Genomic DNA, 19646 nt, shown 5'->3' with positions numbered 1-19646 from the left:
ATTATATATATATTGAGCGCACTTCCACGCTTAGTGTAAGTATCTGACTTTTTCTATTTTTACAGCCTATATCTAAGTATAGCGTAAATGCCAATAAAAGTCAATATATATGTTTCTAACTATTTTATATTTTAACTGTATTTCCATGTTTTTCCGTAGTACACCTTAAGCTCTTATAAGCACCTGCCGGTATTTCTCGTAATAAACGCGCAATTCCTTCTCGAAATCGACGGGTCTGGCTTCAGGCAGATAAATATACAGTTTCCCTTCAAGAGCCTTTACCCCGGCCAGGCCGGTGAGCTTGCCCGGCTCTCCCGTTAAAAGAAGGTTCACGAAGACCTCGTACTGGTTGAAGTTATTAGTGGCCTCCGGTGCAAGATCGAGCTGCAGAAGCTGCCTGTTCTCATAACCCAGTTTACCGCTTATCACCCTGATGCCCACATTGGACACATCCGCCTCCGGCTCGACCTGCCTTACTCTTTCGAAGAGGTCACTATTACTGTACCCTTCCTCTTTGCGGTCAAGTATTATCACGTCCTGCTTTGAAATGACCCCCTCCAGCATCCACATCTCGATGATCCTGTCCCTGAAAAGATTCTTCTCTTCCAGGGTGCGAATACTCTCAGGTGCCATTATCATGAAACTGTCCTGAAGCCGGTCATTATCCACGGTAACGTTCATCCTTCTCCGCCTCCTGGCGATTTCAAGCCCGGGAGGCACTATCGTCCTCCCCCCATCCAGGATATCCTGGCCGTCGGCGTAATGCACGAGCCTGGAGCTCTTCTGTTCGTCCAGCGACCTCGGGGAGTACTTCACCCTGTCCCGGGTATTGACAGAGCTGTAGGAATTCTTTACCCTCATGTTGTAAATGCTTACTGACGACAGTTCCAGGGGTTCCAGCACGTCAAGATATTTTGAACCTATTTCCCTCAAAAGCCTCGGAAGGTCGTCTATCTTGGATATGTTCTCTGGCGTCAGATCAGTGACTTCAGGATGCCCCAGCAGAAAGATCTTGTTCTTAACTTCCCTTGCAAAGGATAGTATCACTGAAGCCGTGCGCCCGGACGTCATCTTCCCATCCGTATCCACCAGAACAGAAGAAGCGGAATTATTCCTACGTCTGGCCTGTTCGACCTCATCCAGCATGCCCTCTCTATCGGCGCTTTCCAGCACCGCAATCCTTATGTGCGCCGCCTTGTCGAGCCTGGCTATATCACGGGCTTCAAGTTTGTTGAACGTACCTTTAGGTATACCTACCGTTATGCTGGATACAGCGGTTATCTCAGAGATCTTCGTCAAAAGCACTTTCGAAAGGTACGTTCCGGCGGGCTCCCGCAAATAGGCGAGCCTTATGAAGTCAAGGGCTTTTCTATGACCGTAGAGACCGGCCATGGCCCTGAATATCGTCTGGTAGGGCAGTTTCATCTGTTCATGCAGATATCTTAACACCTCGTTCTCGTCGGCCCGCCGCACGAAAGACCCCCAGCTAACGACCTCGACCTTCATCTTATCGCTCTTCCAGGGCCTGACTATAAGGTCCTGGGGCCTTATAGTCATGGGGAACCTTTTCATGAAACCAAGTCTGGTATACTCGTACCTGAGCTTTTCTCCGATCCCGGAACGGTCCTCTATACCGAAAAGGCCCCGTAAAAGTTCGCGCTTTTCTTCGGTCAGGTCACCGGGCTTTATCTTCGCGATCTCATCGGCCATCTCAGAATACATCATGTGGGCATGCCGCTTCTTAAGGCCGAAAGCACTGCTGAGGGTGTCATACACATCAAGTCTGCTGTCATAGGCCCTGAACAATAATCTGGCGACCTGGGCCTTTAGACCTTTGAGCTGTTCGGACGTGAGACGTCTTCCCCCGAAATGCTTGCTCATCAGGACATCGTTCAGCGTCGGGTAGACCTTTCCTGAACGTATCTTGATCGCCTCGTAATCCTCTTTTTCGGGTAGCACCATGAACACCATCTTGCTCCTGGTGAAGCTCCTGTCCATGGCTTTGTGCAGACGGTACATCTCTGCGGTGTTAAGGGTCCCTATCCGTGCGACCGCGCGCTGCATCTGGTCGTAAGCGACATCCAGTTCCGCAAGGCGGGATGCCAGGGCGATGACGGCCTTCTCTCTGTCCCTTTCGGCGTTTTCATAGGCCTCCCTTATCGTGTTAGGAGGTATTCCCGCCTCGTAAAGTATCTCCTGCTTGCCGGTCATAATACCTTCTTCCAGATAATCTATAAGCCTGGTCGCCAAGGTTTCGTTGGTGGCCAATAGATCAGGGTCAAGGTCATAACCCACCTTGTAGAGGGCGACCCGCAGGGGGATCAGATCCGACCGATCACCTTCTCCTTTGACCTGCAGGGTAAGATCGACCACCATCCTTCCCCGCAGGCTTTCCGCGCTTTCTCCCATAAAGATGATATCGGATATGTCTTCCGAAGAAATACCGAACTCGTCAATGAACTCCTTGCTGGCAAGAGCACGAGTGATGGTCCGTTCCATCTGTTTGGTCACGGCCCCGGCAGCGGTCTCACCGCCTTTCTGCCCGAGAGCGTCCTTGACCTTGCTCCTGAGCTGGTCGATCTGTATGGAACCGCTTTCAAGAACGCCGTTGATAACGGCGAACACGTAAGGTGCCTTTTTCTGCAGCATCTCACTGTGCACGTCCACAAGGGTCCTCAGATAGGCCAAAAGATTCACGTCCTTCTTCTCCTGTATCGCGTCCAGCACCTGATTGATCACCGTGAGCACCTGACCGCGCCGTTTGAGATGTTCAACGAAATAACTGTAGGAAATAGTGGGCTGGATACCTCCGTCGATGAATTCACCCACCGAAAGCGGCAGAAGGCCCTGGTAAATTATCCCGGTAGTACCTGATATGGACAGCATTTCCCCTTCCAGTATACGCCTGTCGTTGATGAAAAAGCCTTTTCTTTTAATTTCCGGGGACTGGAACCTTATATCTTTCACGTTGGCGACAGCGGCCATGCGGTGCGCCCTGGCTATATCGCCGGCATGAGACAGTTTACCGCCGCGCTTTGTTATGATCCCTCCTATCTTGAGACGGCCCTTATCATCCCTGAGGATGAGCCTGCCCAGCTGCTCGGGACTGAGGTCATCGGCGACTATCAATACGCCGTCACCGCCTGCCGCCCTGGATTCGGCGTACAGCCGGTCTATCTCTTCGAGATCGGGCTTGCGCCCGTGGAGCACGTATACCTTGCCTCTATAGGCTCCTCCCGAGGCGGGTATGACCCTGCCCCTTCTGGCCAGGAGGTCACCCTCAGAAGGCATCAACAGGTAATCCTGCGCGCGAACATCGATATAGGCGTCCCTGACCTGCAATATGTACACCTTGCCAAGTTCCACAGTGAACTCTATTTCCGCCATGGTACCCAGGGATGTCTCGATCATCTCGGCGTATCTTTCAAGGTCTTTTTTCCAAGGCGTCTGCTCGCCGATATCCTGTATCTGGACCAGGCCCTCGGCCCGGTGCTGGGCTATGTCGTCCCCCTGGCCGAACCAGAGGAAATCGCCTTCAAGCCCCAGTTTACGCACGTTCACCATCCGTGAATTTACTACCCCGACACCCGAATCCCTGTTTATATTTCCGAAGACCATGCGCTGTATAAGCACCGCGGTTCCCGGCCATCTTCCCTTAAGGCCAATATTATCACGGTAATCGTCCGATTCGGCCCAGGACCGTTTAACCGCGGCCACGCAGTACTTGAACTGTTCTTCCGCGGTCAGGGGCAGCTTATCCCTGCCGGCAACGTCAATGATCACGCCTTCGAACCGTCCGGCCAGGGCCTTCATTTTCTCAAGTGAAAGGTCCTTTTTATCAGCTGCACCGGTCTCGCTCAGCAGATCTTCCTCCCGGGAAATAAAATGCTGTTCGCTTATTCCCAGCACTGAAACCCCGTAACTCTGCAGGAACCTCGAATAACAGTCCCAGGCGGTCCAGCGTGCGTCCCGCAGATCTACGCCGCGTTCAACAAGCTGATCAGTAAAACCGTCAATGGTATCCCTTGAAAGACCGACATTGGCTATCGTCGGCATCTGTCCGGGCATCACGACATAGGCTCCCGACCTCACCGAGACAATAAGCGGGTCCTGTGAAGAACCGAACTTCATGTTCTCGAAACCCTCAAGGGTATTAAGATGGCGTTCGAGCATCCTGATGCCTTCTACGGCAAGTTCATCCGTTACTTCATCCGATGCTGTGGCGGGTATTATTACGCCCTCGGGTATGGGCAATCCTTCCGAGGAGGTCCTCGCCAGCTCAAGTCCTTTAGAGGAAAGCGCGTACCGGCCCGACGAAACGGTCTTATCCAGGGCTTCCCCTGGCACGGTCCCTCCGATGAGCAGTGGCTCTTCCTCCACCGGTTTCTCCTCTTCGCCTTCTATGAAAACCCCTCTTCGTTTTTCGGCGTATTTGCCGATCTTTCTTATCAGACCTCTGGCCGAATTGTAGACCTTGTCATAATTGATAAGTTCGTTGAGCCTTCTGTCAAATTCTTTTGTCCTGCGCTCGCCGTATATTCCCTCGGCGTCCAGCATGGCGTGGATGTAGTTCTCCGAGTTCTGGTTGATATAGTTCTTTATCTCTACGAATTCCTGCTGCATGAAATGGATTATATCCCTGGCCACGGAGAAGTCCAGGCCCTTCCTCTGAAGAAGCGTATCGACATGGTCCCTGAAAGAACGCGAAACGAGTCCCTCTGTATAACTCAGTTCGGCGAGGACTCTCAGATACTCAAGCGCGCTTACGATATTCCGTGAATTTATCTCCATGAACTGCCTTGAGGCTCTCTCTATGTGCAGGTTCTCTATCATGGTGAGCATGTTATCGGTCATGTAAAGACCGACAAGGTCGTCCTTGACCCATGCTCCCCCGTAGGCGTTACCCGTATCATCCCTGCCCCAGTCCCGCTGGAACTGTTCCATGATCTCCAGGCGATCATAATCAAGCTCACCGCTGAAGACTTCATTCCGTATGTTCCTCTTGGCCCTCAGTATTGCCGAAAGTGCTTCGGCCGGGTCATCGCTCTTTATCGCCAGGTATGCCGGGTCATCCTCCTTGGCCCACCTGTTACCGGTAATGACCCTGTTGCTTACCCTGTAGTTCCTGGCCAGTTTGACCAGTTCATCCGTAAGTTTCTCGACGCTCGCCACTCTCTTGTATCTTTTACAGAGTTCGCGGTAAGCGTATATGTACCCGGAGAAGCTGTACCCGGCATAGTCGACTTTGAGACTGGTATCGAGCTTTTCGTTGACAGCGTCGTAAAGCGTCTGCAGCTGTTCGTCGGTCATGTTCCTGAGCTTCTCCCACTTGGTCTTTCCTGCGACTTTTAATTCATCCGCGAACTCGCCTTCCAGAAGGCGAAAGATCTCCCTTACGATCTCGCTTCTTCTCAAGGCATAGGTATCATCCGCCTCCGGCCCCTTGTATAGTTCCACTGTCTGCATGGGGAATACCGCGTCCTGCGGGGGGAACTCGTCATTCTTGAAAGCGTCCACCTGGTATTCCTCATCAGCGAGTATCCGCCAGTCGCCCGTACCGCAGAACTCCAGGTATCTTTCCAGAAGCCCCAGAACGTAAACGCCCAGATGGTTATGTATGGAGTCCCTGATCACCCCCTCAAGGTCTGGACCGTAACTCCCGCACCGCGTACGGCACCTGAGAGGATGGTTGGGTCCGACGTTGACCTGGCCGGAATGGTCGCGGAAAGTGTAGGCGGTTATCCTCCTGAGGAAATAATAAAAGTTCTCGTCACCTGCCTCATGCAGGAACTCCATAATACCGAAAACCGGATTGTCGGTTTCCTTGATCGCGTCGCCATATTCGGAATAATGCGTCATCAAATAAAAAAGAAAAGTCCTCGCCCTTTCAGGATCGACGGTGAGAAGCTTCATGTAGAACTGCTGGAAAGCCGCCCGGACCTTTTCGTTGGGCGAATACGGGAGCATCATCAGATGCTCGACCATATTTTCCACCAGGACCCGTTCGTTAAGGGCGCTGCATTTCTGCATCAGGCCAGTGATGATGCTCAAGGGGCCGCCCAGAGCGCTGTCGTTACCCTCTCCCTGTTCGAAGAGCCTGATCTCGTCCTTGATAAGCTCCGTTATGACGTCGAATATCTTGTCATAATGCTTCTTGAATAGCGCCATCCTTTCCGGATCCGGCTGCTTGTAGGCGGGTGCCGTCCGCAGCATGGACCCGAAACTAATGTCACGGATATGGTCCCTTCTCCATTTGAGATCGTTCTGCTTCATGCCTTTGATCCACGCTTTCAACAGGTCCTCGGTGGCGGCCATGAACATGGAACGGCCTTTTTCCCCTAACCCGTAATAAAGTTCATCCTCTTCTTTTTCAATGCGGACCAGGTAATGTTCATCCACCAGTTCGTTCAAGGCTTGGCGCAGAGCCTCACTATCTTCTTCCTCATAGGTGTTCAGGTAACGTTCGGCCTGAAGTTCGCCTTCCTCGGCCTGCTTGAAGAGGAAAGATTTTTGCACGATATTGGTATAGACCTTCCTGGCATACCGGTCCAGGCCCTGCCAGGGATCGGCAGGTCCTTCTTTCCCGCCATCGATGGAAGCTGGCTTATACCCGGTGATAAAAGAGACAACGTTGGCCGTCAGATGCAGGAGCGCCAAAAGGGCGGTTGAGACGGGGATAAAAACAGCAGGCATGCTGCCCAGCTCTGGCACCACTCCCGGCAGAACGGATAACGCCGCACCCGCAGCTGATACCGCGAGTGGTAGGAAGTATTCGGCAGGAGGCGCGTGAGGCCTGGCTCCTTCATGAAGCATGAAAAAGGCCGCCCTGGAAGAAGCGACGAACAGGAAAGCCCCCACCGCGTCCAGACCGAAGAAAACATGCGAGATCACCGCCGGGGCCGCGAAGAAAACGACTTCTTCAAGCCACGGCGCGACGCCGAGCGCGTATTGCCAGAAGCCCATTCCCGGAAGGACCATGCGTTTTAACGACCTCAGGGTCGATGGTTCTAACGGCGCTTGCCCACCCCAGGGACCGGCGGGTGAAATAGCTTCTCCCGGCAAAGCCTGTTCTCTTTCGGCGAACACCCCGAAGACCTCGGCTTTGATGTGCGCGAGCATCCCGGATATGACCTCATCGGCCAACTCCCCCTCAAAGAAAGATCCGCTCTGCATGAGCCTCTCGATTATCCCTATTATCTTACCGAATTCCTTGTCGTCGATCCTGAACGGGTCATTAAGAGGTATGTAAAGCTCCTCCGAGGACATCTCTTCTTCGGACGGCCACAAAGACACGTACACTTCGCCCTGATCATTTTTTACAACGCGCAGGCCCTCCTTTATTTCCGAGCCTATGGAGGCGTATGACTCGGCGGCGTTCACTAGAGGAGCTGTCTCGCTAAGCTTTTCGATATTCCTTTTATCGTTAAGTTCTATGATGTTATCCGCAAGGCCCTCCGGCCAGAAATCCCCCACTTCCCGGCTTAGCTCATGAAAACCTATCAGCAGCACCCTTCCGGTAACTTCATCGTAACCGTACCCGTTAAGCAGGTCCATGCGCCTGTCCAGAACGCCTCTTTGCCACATCTGTTTCTGAAGGTTCCACCATTTTGCCAAGAGGCTCTCGACGCCCTGACTGTCACCAGCCTCATCCATTTGAGAGATAGCCTCGCCTAGAGGGGTAACCTTTGTCTGTATCAAAGCCTCGGACAGCTGCTCTGTCCCCTGGCTGGTTCTGATACTGATGTCCCTTATAGGTAAAGTATTGGCGGCAAGACCCCCCAAGTGCATTCTTGCCATGACAAGGCCCGATTTAATATCTTTGCGCACATCCCTCTGCTGTTCGGGGTCCGGGAATTTCACAACGAAATGAAGCTGGTCGCTCGTATAGGCTTTCATGCTGGTGGTGCCTCTGTCCACCCGTTCGAGCACCGTGCCGCTCAACTCCGCATGTATGCCTTTTTCAAAGACCCTCTGGTAGGGCACAAGCCCCGCCATGAAATCAAAATACTCCCGCTCGGACACACCGCCAGGCACATCCAGGAATTTCTCGGGTATATACGGCCGGAGACTGTCCACCCCGCCGGGCACTTTCCCCGAACGGATCAGTCTTTCGATACATAAGGCGTGTTCCCTGAAGAGGGTCAGAAGCCCTATCATATTGGTGACACCCCGCATTATCCTCCGCATTTTCTCGCCGGTGCGGCTGTCATTGTAAACGGCCGTCATAAGGTTCCTGACCATACCTCGCAGACTGTTGAGCCTTTCAGTGTCCTTAAGAGGCCACTTCTCTATCCGGAGCTTGGTAAAGATCTCCCTGGAGAGGCGTCTGGCCATCTCACGTTCATCCGGTTCCATCGAGGCGATGTAATTGAGGCCGGGGATGATCTTCTTGTAATTGTAGAGGAATTCGGCGCCCTCCCGGAAACTGCCGAGCTGTTCCGCCGGATCTTTTGTAATCGTCGGAAAGTACCTTCCCGGAGCATGGCCCGTGAATACCGCCTCTTCCCATGCCCTGTAAAAACCGCTCTTTTCCATGGGCATATCCCCGGCGGGCATGGCCGGAACACCCGCACCCTTTTTGCGTTCACGTACCGGAGCTGTTTCCGGGCGCATCGAGGGTTTTTTTGCCTTTTTCCATCCCACCGCCGGGATACCGCGATAGTAGGTCAGGTCTATGAGATAACCCTTTTTACGCGCGTAAGATACCGCTTCCTCGGCGGTATCCTTATCCTGTATGGTAAGGCGGGTGATGCCGTTCCTTGCGGCCTCGTCAACTATGACCTCGGCCCTGATACGCGGGGAAAGACCTTCGATCCTTCCGTAGAAACTCTTTCCGAAGTCATCGGGGGTTTTTTCGCCCACCTCGGCTGATCCGCCCAGCGCTATGAGTTTTTCTCTGGCTTTTTCCATCAACTCCACCATGGCCGCGTCCTCGACGCCGGAACTCTCCTTGACCCACCTGTCTGCCACTGAAAGAAGGACCTCTTCTTTCCTGAAGGCAACATGGGGATTATCAAGAAGCGGCATGTATCCTTCGGGCAGGGATGCCAGGTCCTCCAGGATAGCCTCGACCTGGGGCCTGCAGAGAGAAAGCAGAAAGTCGCCGTCCAGCCTTCCATCGACCTGCGGCGTCCTTTGCTCTATATCCCGGCCCTCGGATAAAGCGCGGGCCTGTTCCTTAAGGGTGCGTAACCACGCCCTGTATTCTTCCTTTGTTCCGGGAATTACCGGTTCCACCCGGAGCCTGCGGGAAAGCTTCTTGAGCATCACAAGATACTCGTTACTGGGAACTGTGAGGTAATCCAGCATGATCAGGTCGACCATGTCCTCCATTTCCCCGGCAGTGAGGTCTTCCACGGCCATGGCCTTTTCGCTCACTCCGGCCATGCGGGCGATATACCAGTAAGGGTTACGTCCGGAAGAGGGACTTGCGAAATGCACCACCTCTTCACCAGCGTCGATCCGGGCGCATCTTCGGGCGACATGATCCCAGTCGAACTCTTCTACCAGCCTGTCCGAAGCGAGAACGTACGAGGGGCGGTAATGCTTGAAAACATTCTCAAGGTACTCTTTCAGGGCTTTCTTGACCGGAAGAGGCTCGCCCGTCGCTTTTTCGGTCAATAAGTTGTAGGGATCCTCATATATTGTCCTTAAAAGTTCGATCCCCAGGGCTTTCCTGTACTCACGGTTTATGTTCCTCGGTCCTCTGTAGCTTTCAAAAGCCTCCAGAAAGGCGTCAAATATCGTGTTATATCTGGTCTCGCCTTCGAAACCTATACCGCCTATCCCCCAGAAACCCCTGTCCGAGGCCAGAAATTTCACAAGTTTTGTAAGGAACACGATGCGGTCCCCGCGTGAACGTTTACCATAGTCAACAATGCTGACTTTCATGTCCAGAGAACTCAGGTTCTGCGGTTTCGGGTCGTCGACCACCCTGAATCCCCCCATTCTGAAGGCGCCTTTTATATAACAGGCTATCCCGCTCCTCAGAAAATGAAGCTTCGCCTCGTCGGTGAGCTTGTTATTGGAACTGGAAGCGATGCGACCCAGGTCTTTGCCGAGATAGGAAACTCCCATCTGTATGACAGTGTCGGTCCCGGGCTTGGTGATGACCGAACCTATACGCGGCGCCCGGTCGGGGAATTGGATATTCGCCCATTTGAGCTGTTCCATTTCTCCCGGCTCCAGCAGGTTGGGCTGTATGATCTCATATCCTTCATCATCCACTTCCTTGTGCCTGAGAAGAAGGACGAACTCATACGGCCCCTCTTCGGTCACGAGCATGCAGTAGAAAGCGTCCTTTTTGACGCCCTCTCCGAGGAACCTTACATATACCTCTTCAAGGTCCCGGACGTGAAAACGTATGCCGGGGAAAAGACCCTCGACGGTCTTTTTCAGGAAATCCGGGTCCTCTTCGGGGAAAAGCCGCTTTGCAAGGTCCGAAGTCCTGTACTCTTCGTTGCTCAGATTATAATATATATTGACCTTTCGCTCTTCTTCGGTCTCTATCATGGTGGAAGTGCGGAAATCATCGCCGAGTTTGGCCTTCAGCCACCCGTAATCGGAATAGTTCTCATACCACCTGAGATGTTTCAGGACCTCGGATTTATCAAGGTGTTCCATCTTGTAGAAAAAGGCCAGGTAAGTCTGCACACTACCGCTTTTCAGGCGCTTGTTGTGGAAATACTCGAGGTTACTGTTGAAGAAATTGATTATCAGGTCCAGCCATTCGGGGTCGCCCACGAAATCCAGGCCATAGAAGGAACCTTCCCGGATCTTGCTGAGCAGCTTTCCGTATTCGTATTCAAAATCCGCGAAATAAGGCAATTCGCCCGATGGCGTCTCATCGGCAGACGCTTCCCCGTCCCGTAAGGGGAACTTGGCCATCTCAAGGAACCTGGCGAGCTTCTCGGCGTCGTCCCTGTTATCGTTAACCCTCGCGGTATCCCGCAGAAGATTTATGGCCGCGCTCTCGCCGACCCCCGGCTCGAAGTTCCTCTCGCGGCAGAACTCGGTAAAAAGTATATGGTCATACTGCGAAGCCAGCAGGTACGCAAGTTTCGTCAGGCAGGCTTCCTTGTCGCTATGGTAATTATCAAAAATGAACCTGTTGACAGATATGACCCAGTCGCTCTTTCCTGTCAGGTCCACCGCATCGATAAGGTACTTGGTGCCCTCCACCAGGCGGAACTTGACGTTGCCTCCCAGGATACTGAGCTGCTCGGACGTGAAGAACTCCCTCTCTTTTATGATCTGCGCAGCCCCCGAAAAGACTTCGTTATAAAGCGCATCCCCTGTATCCGAGACATTACCGTTCGTCTGGAGTATGACATGCCTTTTATCCCTTCCGAACCTCTCGGTATCTATAGTTGCCGGTAATTTCCCCGAGAAGAGCGCGAGGGCATTGGCCGCCGCATGGAGCATAATTATTAAAGTCGTGCTTCCCACGATGAATAATCCCGGAGCTAAAGAAAGTTGCGGAAGAACAAGGGGCAATCCCGGGAAAAGTGCGCCCGAAACGGCTACCGCAAGGGGAACTGTCCTGCGCGGAGGCGGCGCCCGCGGTATGATCTCCATGCTCATTTCTGCTTCACTTATGGGTTTACGGCTGAACTCGATGGCCTCCTGGAACCCGCCCGCGGAGATGAACTCTTCGGCCTTCTCCAGATAAGGTACCAGCAGGTGCCTGTTCCTGAACTTGACCTCTCTTATGAACTTCATTGTCTCATCGGGGGATTCGAAACTTCTCCAGTATTCAGGGTCCCTTCCCGTCTGCTTGTAGTAATTGTTGCCGGTCTCGAAGACATCCGCTATAGCGAAACACGCGAAAAGTCGTCTCTCCTGTTCGGTCCACCCGGCAAGTTCCTTCTGGGTGGGCGATTCCATATGGCCTGATATTATCTTTCTCACAACAGGCGGGACTTTTATGTCGCAGCTGTCCAGGATCCTGAGGGAATTGTTGGAATGGTCCATGGTACTTATGAAAGCTTTTTCCTCATCGGTAAGCACTGCTCCCTTGCTCACAAGCTCGGCTTCCACGTCCAGTGGATCGCGGTTACGGTAAGCCACGTTCTTGTTCAGAGCCAGCAGCATGAGCTTTTTCTCGATCTGCTCGTCGCGTTTTACGCCCAGCACTCCTCCCAGGTCATGCGTAAGTGCTATAACACGCAACATGTACATCTCCTCGGATCCCTCTTCTATACCAAATGCCCCGGCAAGAGCGGTGACGTATTTAAGGTCCGCGTAAACATGCTTTCTGAGCTCTTGGTAAGAGGGGTTGAACAGCTTTAAGATCTCTTCCTGGGGCATGCTCATCAGCTCGCGGGGCCTCTCATGCAGAAAGAAGAAAACCCCTCTTACAGCGGCGACAAGCGCGATTGTCCAGTAACTGGCGACCCCGAAAAGCAGGCCGCCCAGGAACATCGGCGCGAAGAAGAAAAACGTCTCCTCCACCCAGGGCGCCGCCAGGATGGCGTATTTATCTAACGGCATGACCGGCGCTAAGCTCTTCTTGAATCTGCGGACGACTGCCGGGATCTCTCCGGGGGAGCTGCCTCTTTCCGCCGGGAGATAGATCTGCCGTTTATCATTCAATTTTTTGTATGTCGGGCAGTCTATACAGTTGGCAAGGCCCACCTGTTCAAGCGGCAGGACCTTCTGGGCGGACTTAAAGATACGGCGGAGCTCTCCTCTCGGATGTAATGCCGGTTCGATGAACTTCCCCCTTAAGCTCTCCGGCTCGGCCCTGAAGGCGTTCTCATCCCCTACTACATATTCGCTGAAAAAGTCCTGGAATTTCATACCGACGGCTTCTTCCGGAGCAGCGAATTTCCTGGAGAGCCTCTCTCTCGGAACAGAGGAACGGACTATCACGGTCTCATACCCCCGCCTGAGCACCTCCAGCCAAAACCCCAGCCTCTTAACGGAAACAAGCTCCGGATGCTCGCTCTGCACTCTTGCGAACCAGTTCTCGAAATCCCTGCCGTCGCCACGGGCCAGGGCCACTTTTGCCCGGAAAATGCCCACCCCGTCCTCGGCCAGCTCGCTCAGCGCCTCTTCGAGCATGCCGCCTTCGCCCCAGTAACTGAGCACACGGTCCATCCCGGCTTTTCTGCTTTCGATGCTGGCCACATCGAACCCGTTCGCTTCCAGGTAATGCTTCACGCGGCGTTTTATCCTCTCGGGAAGGCCCATCCTGAAAACCATTAGCGCATACTCGCGTTCGCCTGTATCCTTCAATAGACCGTTATTGAATTGGTATATCCTTTCTTTAGGCGTCGATGTCTCCATGAGGACACGGTCACTCACCGTGAGAGCCCCTGTCCCGCGCGCTTCGGCCATCATGTTGATCAGGCCTTTATCCCTTTCGCCCATAAGTGTCTTCAGGACACTGAGCGCTCTCCTGTCGGAAATGCCCTCCCGTTCAAAAACCTCTTCCAAAAGCTGAAAAGTATGCTTGAAGCTCTCCATATCAAGACGGGTTATTACAGAACCTATCCTGTCCTGGTCCTCTTCGAAGGTATCAACAAGCCGTATTATAGGAAGCAGCCTGTTAGCGTCAACAAGACTCGCATCCAGCCTGCCCCCGGAAGAAGCGCTCCGGTAGGCATCGTAAAAATCCCGATATGAATTATAATATTCACTGAGCAGCCTTCCTGTCCGGGAAAGCTCTATCCCCTCTTTTTCCAGGAAGGCGAATAGCTTTGCTGTATCCCCGCTGAAAGCGTTCCGGGCCAGGAATACCCTGCCGAGAGTGCTTATATCCTCTGCGGAGATATCATATCCCTCGTTTTTCATTCTCCCGGCGAGCAATTGCGCAAGACGCGCTTTCCTTGTGTTCCTCTGGCGGATATCGGCATCTTTCGCGAAAGAAGCCATGCGGTAATCAACGGGGGTGAAGAAGATCCCCTTCAGGGTATTGATCGCCCCGGGTATATTGAACAAGGTGAAAAGGTTCGCCCGGCACTCGCTTCGGGTAAAACGATGGGCGGTTTCATGTGCAAGGATAACAGAGAGTAACCAGTCCGGTGCCCTGGCCATATTGCCGGTAATATATAACAGGTTCTTCTGCTTGTCAAAAGCCGCATGATCCGTGCCGAGAATATCCTTTTCCTCTTGAGATGAATCCTCGTCAACAAGCACTACCTGCGCCGGCCCCCTGGCGAAATCAATACTGCCGCCGACCAGATCGCGGCTTTTTCTGCTAACCCGTCCGCCGGTAAGGGACCTGGAGATTTCCGCGAAAAGGATCTGCACCCTCTGGCGCGCAACTTCCCTTGAACTTGAACGGTATTCGGCGCTCCGGAAAGAGCCTCGTCTTACCCCTCCCAGAAGGAGGTGTTTCCAGATGCCGAAAGATGCCGCGTAAAGACCCGTGACCGAGGCCAGTATGAGCATCAGCGATGACGTCACCCCGTCACTGAAAAGAAATGGCGTTATAATACCGGCGATCCCGCTTAGAACGGCAAGATACAGCGGGCTCTTCTTCCAGTCAGGTTCCGCGAAAGGTTTCCGGCCGGGAAGATCCTTACCCATAACAGCAAGACAATAAACCTCTTCACCTTCCAGTTCCTTGCCGGCAACACCGTCCCTTGAGACCTCCGTAATATCGAACTGTCCGCAGTCAAAAAGCATCACCTCCGCAAATCCCTTGAAATGCTTTTCCAGTACCTCCTCGACGTCGCTGTAACCTGTTACACCCGAGCCCACATGCATAAACTTCGTGCGGTTCGTCAGAGAATCGACCCCCACGTAGATCCTAGAAGTGGATTCGGTGGGAAGAGAATCCTTTATAGATCCGTTTTCCTTTACAAGGGGACCCGCCTGTATCGCCACCTCAAAATCCTCGCCCTCTATATATTTTTCATAGTTCTCATCTGTGTTGCTTACTATTCTGGCGGTGCCGTCGGGATATTTCAGATAGAACGCTCCTCCCGCGCGGGTCGAGATGCTGTTGCGCGCCCGCAGCACCCGCCCCTGAGATCCCACCAGGGTCGTGTGCCTGCCGTTCCTCTGTGGTGCGGTATTAAAGACACCGTAGATCCTGTATCCCTCCGGGGGCGAAGATATAAGGTCCTGGACGCGGCTATAGGGAACAAGGCGCATCCTGGTGCCTGTTCCGGTCAGGATGGTTTCGGCCGGTATGCCCTTAATGCTCGAGAGTGAATGGCGCACGCCCAGAGCCACTTCTTTCTCGGGCTCCTCGGACCTGAGACTGTTGATGATCTGTTTGGCGTTACTGACAGGTGTCCTCAAAAGGTCCTTCAGTGACTTAGGGCCTCTTGACTCTGCCATATTAAAAGTGAAAAAGAACAACATGAATGCTGCCGCGCCTATCAGGAACGAACGAAGGCGCGTTCTGCCGAGATATGTTCTCGAGAAATACTTTTTCAAAACCTTCGAAGAGATCAGCGCGATTACGATCGCGCCCGCGCTAAAAGCAAGAAGCGCAACTACAGTTCCCGTGCTGAGGAACACGCCCAGCGCGCCAGCGGCACTGAACGTCACCCGGCCCGCTGCCGGCTCTGCCGCCGAAACCACACCCTGGGTAAGTGTCCATACCCCGCCTGCCAGCAGGATGGAAAGGATAGAGGGGAAACCTCCGCCACCTGAAGAAAACGGCCTCTTCTCTTCTTCCAAGAAGGATGAAGCTATCTTGCTGCTGGCGAAGCCGCCCAGCTCCTCCAACCTGGACGGATCTGTCTCAAGGAGAAAACCCCTGGTGTCTTTGAACAACTCTTCCTCGCCGGGACCGGGCGCGACCCTTCCGGAATCGGCCATCTCCATGAACACATTCACCGACGGTATGTACTTTTCAAAGACCTCGCGGGATCCCGTGCTGCGCATGATGCGGTCAACGAGATCTTCCCGCCCCGTATCGAACAGGTACGTCAGCCATTCGCTGCTGCTAATGGGCCTTCTTCTCTGCCAGTCCCTGAGGCTTACGTATTCTTCCCCGGACTTCTCAGAATCAAAGAACCGTATATCTTCGATCCCGGCCTCGTCGATGCGCGAGGCTATTGTTACCATCTCTTCCAGGCTTTTCTTCATATGCTGATAATACTTCTTATTAATATTTCTTTTGGGCGGTAATACCCTGGAATAAGTGAGAAAAGGCTGCAGACAACCCAATATGTAATACAGCGAACCGGGGCTATCATTGCTCAGAAGATTTTTGACCGCTTTTACATAAGGAACGTAAAGGTCATCTCCCCTGAGCTCTTCGAGCATGTTCTCTGCGGTATCCCCGATCTTGTTAAGAGCTTCGATCTGTGAATCGCTAAGCTCGCCTTCTTCGGGCACAAGTTCAAGCTGGGCCTTTATTATCGATATACAATGGGTAAGGTACTGGTAGACGCGCGAAAGAGACCTTTTGGTTAACACTCTGCGCTCCTCCTCGGAAAGCGGATCACCGGCCGGTTTGGCGAACACCTGATATCCTACTTCATTATCAAGGTATTCACACCGGAAACCAGATTCCAGGAGTATACGGTTGAAAATATCATTGTGTCTGGTGCCGGTGCTCATGTATAAACGCCCGCCGGGCTTGAGTATCCTCAATAATTCAGCCGCTATTTTCCCGTAATATTTTTCTTCGGTCATCAGTTCGCCGGGGAAATTCTCTTCCCAGAACTCCTCGTTGAATGAGCTGTATTCGTAGTAGCATTCAGGGTTGAAAACCATAAAAGCGAAAATATCATCGAAATCCTCATCTTTGAACATGTCCATCTTGAGGGCGTTGCCCCTGTGGAAACCTTTCTCGGGCCTGTCTTCAAGTCTGGGATCGATCGCTTCCGCCTTCAGGTTCGGGAACCCCTCTTCGTAGGCCCGGGTAAAAGTGCTTTTGAAAGAGCCTCCGTGACGTGACATGTAACTGCCCAGTGTTCCCCTGAAATAACCGGTGACCGGCAAAAGCTTGCCGGAACCCACCTCAAGCACCTTGACCGGTCTCTCGGGCGTGCCCCTTATCCGTGAGATCACCGGCGCTTCTTCCCTGCCCTCGGAAATGCCTATCCGCCTGAAGAGCATGCTGAATACCGCCATTGTGTTATCGAACCTTCCCTGGTCGGCTATATCCCAATGATAGCTCTTTCGCTTCTGGTCCATGATCTGAGGAGTTACTTTACCCACCCATTCGGTGAATTCCTGCACGGCCTTCCTGAAGGAAGGCACCTCATCCCACCTTCCATAAAGAGGCTCTTTCATGTCCCGTTGAAGAAAATCCGCGACATTACCGGCGGTAAGGTCCTCCCTGTTCCCCAAGAAAATACCGGCAATGCTCTTCACCAGCTTCTGGTTATTGCTCAGGTCGCTCTTTATCCTGTTAATATCCTTTCTGGTATCTTTTACCAGGAGAGTGAATTCTTCCACGGCATTGGCAAGCCGCGCGTTCTTATCCCATCCACCGGGCAGGGCAAAACCCGAATCGGCCTTCAGTTTGCTGGCCACCTGATCCCTGGTCACTTCCCCCGGCCCGTCGAGCCGGGAAACCACGGCAAAAAGAAGTTCCCGGTCGGTTCCGAGCCTGCTGATGAGTTCCTCATCCCGGGAGCTCTTGAGATCCCCTTCAACCAGCTCCGTGATACGCTGCAGCTGGCCCTCGAGTTCACCGACCCGTTCCTCCAGACCTCTGCCTCCCTCGGAGTCCTTTATCCGGTCAAGGGCAGCGAGGATCTTTCGGCCCTGACGAGGCGACAGTACCCGGGGGGATTCCAGTACGCCGCCCTCGCCAAGGTCCAATCGGAAATAAGCGCTCTGGTCGTCCTTGATCCTTGCGACCATGACCGTATCCTGCCAGTTTTCGATCCTGAGCTGCCCCTGACCTTCGTATTCTCCCACCCCGAGGATCCTGGCGAATTCCTCCGGAGCGAGACTTCCCTTTATCTTCTCTTGCGATTCCTCTTTAAGCCTTGCGTGTTCATCTCTGTAGAGCCTGTACCACCTGTCGGCCTCGTAACGCCAGTTGCCGCCCTCTTTGACCACGTTGGAAAGCGCGTAGACAGCAGCGCTTACGAACTTATCCTCATCCATGTCCTGGAAATACGCGCTGATGGCAAGTTGATACTTGCCCGACTCGAGAAGTCTTTGGTATGGCTTCTTCTTGTTGGTAAGTATGGCTATATAAGGCCTTTCTTTCCCCTTTTCGAACTTGGGCGTTACCACAAGGTACGAGAGCCGATTCTCGCGCATGAGCCGCGTAAGGCCCCCGGTATGGAAACCTCCTGTTATCAGCGCGGCGACCTGCTTGTTCTCACGCCGCATACTTCGTATGGTGTTCGTAAGAATGGCGCTGTTGCGCTCCTCGGCCACCCTGTAGAACTCAAGGGCCTTTTCGACGCCCCCGAAAATGTTACCGGCATCATAACCTGGCCCCACAGGTACTCCATATTCTGTGCAGGCTCTTCGGATAAAGCGCGCGCATGAGATTCCATCACATTCGCCGATACGTGAGGCGATGTCCGCATAATCGTCGTTGGAAAGTTCTACGTTGTACAGATCTCCCGTCAGCCGGGTCAGCTTTATCCACCGGGCTAGTTCACGTTCGTCCCCGTTACGGAAAAGCGATTCTCTGAGCCTCTCTTCAAACAAGGAGACCTCTCTGAAAAGTGAGATTATGTCTATGCTCTCGTACAGCCTGACATACTCAGTAAACCTGGCAAGATCACCGTAACAGGAGAGGTCCACCCCGTAAGCCTCCGCAAGATCGATGAGGTACCCGTGGAAATCCGACTGTGAAATCTTGTTCTTTTTGAAAAGAAGAGACCTTAAGACAAGCTTCTCGATATCCCCCTGGTCCATGGTGCCGCTGAGAACATCTATCAGCTGTCTTCTCTGTAGGTTGGCTCCCGCAAAATCAATATTTTCTTCCGTGCGGATCGACTCCAGGAGCTTTTCCACGTTCACCAGACCCTCAACGGACGCCTCATCCCCGGAAAGACCCTTTATTTCCTTCCAGTAATCGGAAAAACTCAGCCTGCCCTGCCGATGGAGGCGTGAACATCTGGCCAGGAGGTAAAGCTCCGGGGAAAATATCTTTTTGGCTAACTCATCAAGCTGATCCCGGAGCGCGATAACCTGCCGGGCATAATGCGCCCTTTCATCCATGATCTTCCTGAAGCCCTCCACGTTCCTCCGGTAAAGGGCGTTGTCCTCGACACCGTAAAGCACCAGATCCTTCCTGTCGCGCGTCGCGTCGAAGAACTCACCCGCGCTCATGCGCCCTTCGCGCATAAGGAACTCAGCGGTGTTTTTACGGATCTTTTCATCGGGAAATGTTTTTAAGAGCGTTGTGTCAATGTAACCCTGCGAGCCCTCAAGGGCGATGAACCTGACATCGTAATTGGCAACAAGGGTATCAAGTATATCTACTATGGAATGCTGTGATGAAAGTGAGGCGTGGGCGTCCTGTATGTTTATTATGACCTCTCCGGCCTGGCCGGTAGATGCCTGGCAGACTTCACCTACATCATTGGGGATCTTGATCTGCCGGGTAAGCTTGTTCCCGGACCGGGAGGGAACTTCGTTCAGCTGGGTCCATACAGCCGTACCGTCATAGGTCCACCCCAGCTGTTCATGTACGAATATCAATAATATTAGTATTGATACTATTTTTAAGAACTTCGTGCGTTTAAGCACCGCATTTCCCC

General features: G+C 53.0%; 1 protein-coding gene. It reads right to left on the bottom strand.

Going from position 1 to position 19646, the window contains the following annotated elements:
* Positions 1-165 precede the first annotated feature (165 nt).
* On the bottom strand, positions 166-19635 hold the full coding sequence (locus GF409_04065; protein MBD3426391.1) for a hypothetical protein: 19470 nt from the start codon (positions 19633-19635) through the stop codon (positions 166-168).
* Positions 19636-19646: the final 11 nt, after the last annotated feature.

Source organism: Candidatus Omnitrophota bacterium, assembly GCA_014728045.1.
Classification (GTDB): Bacteria; Omnitrophota; Gorgyraeia; order Tantalellales; family Tantalellaceae; genus WJMH01.
Note: the sequence above shows the minus strand (reverse complement) of the source record. Positions and strands in the feature narration are given on the sequence as shown.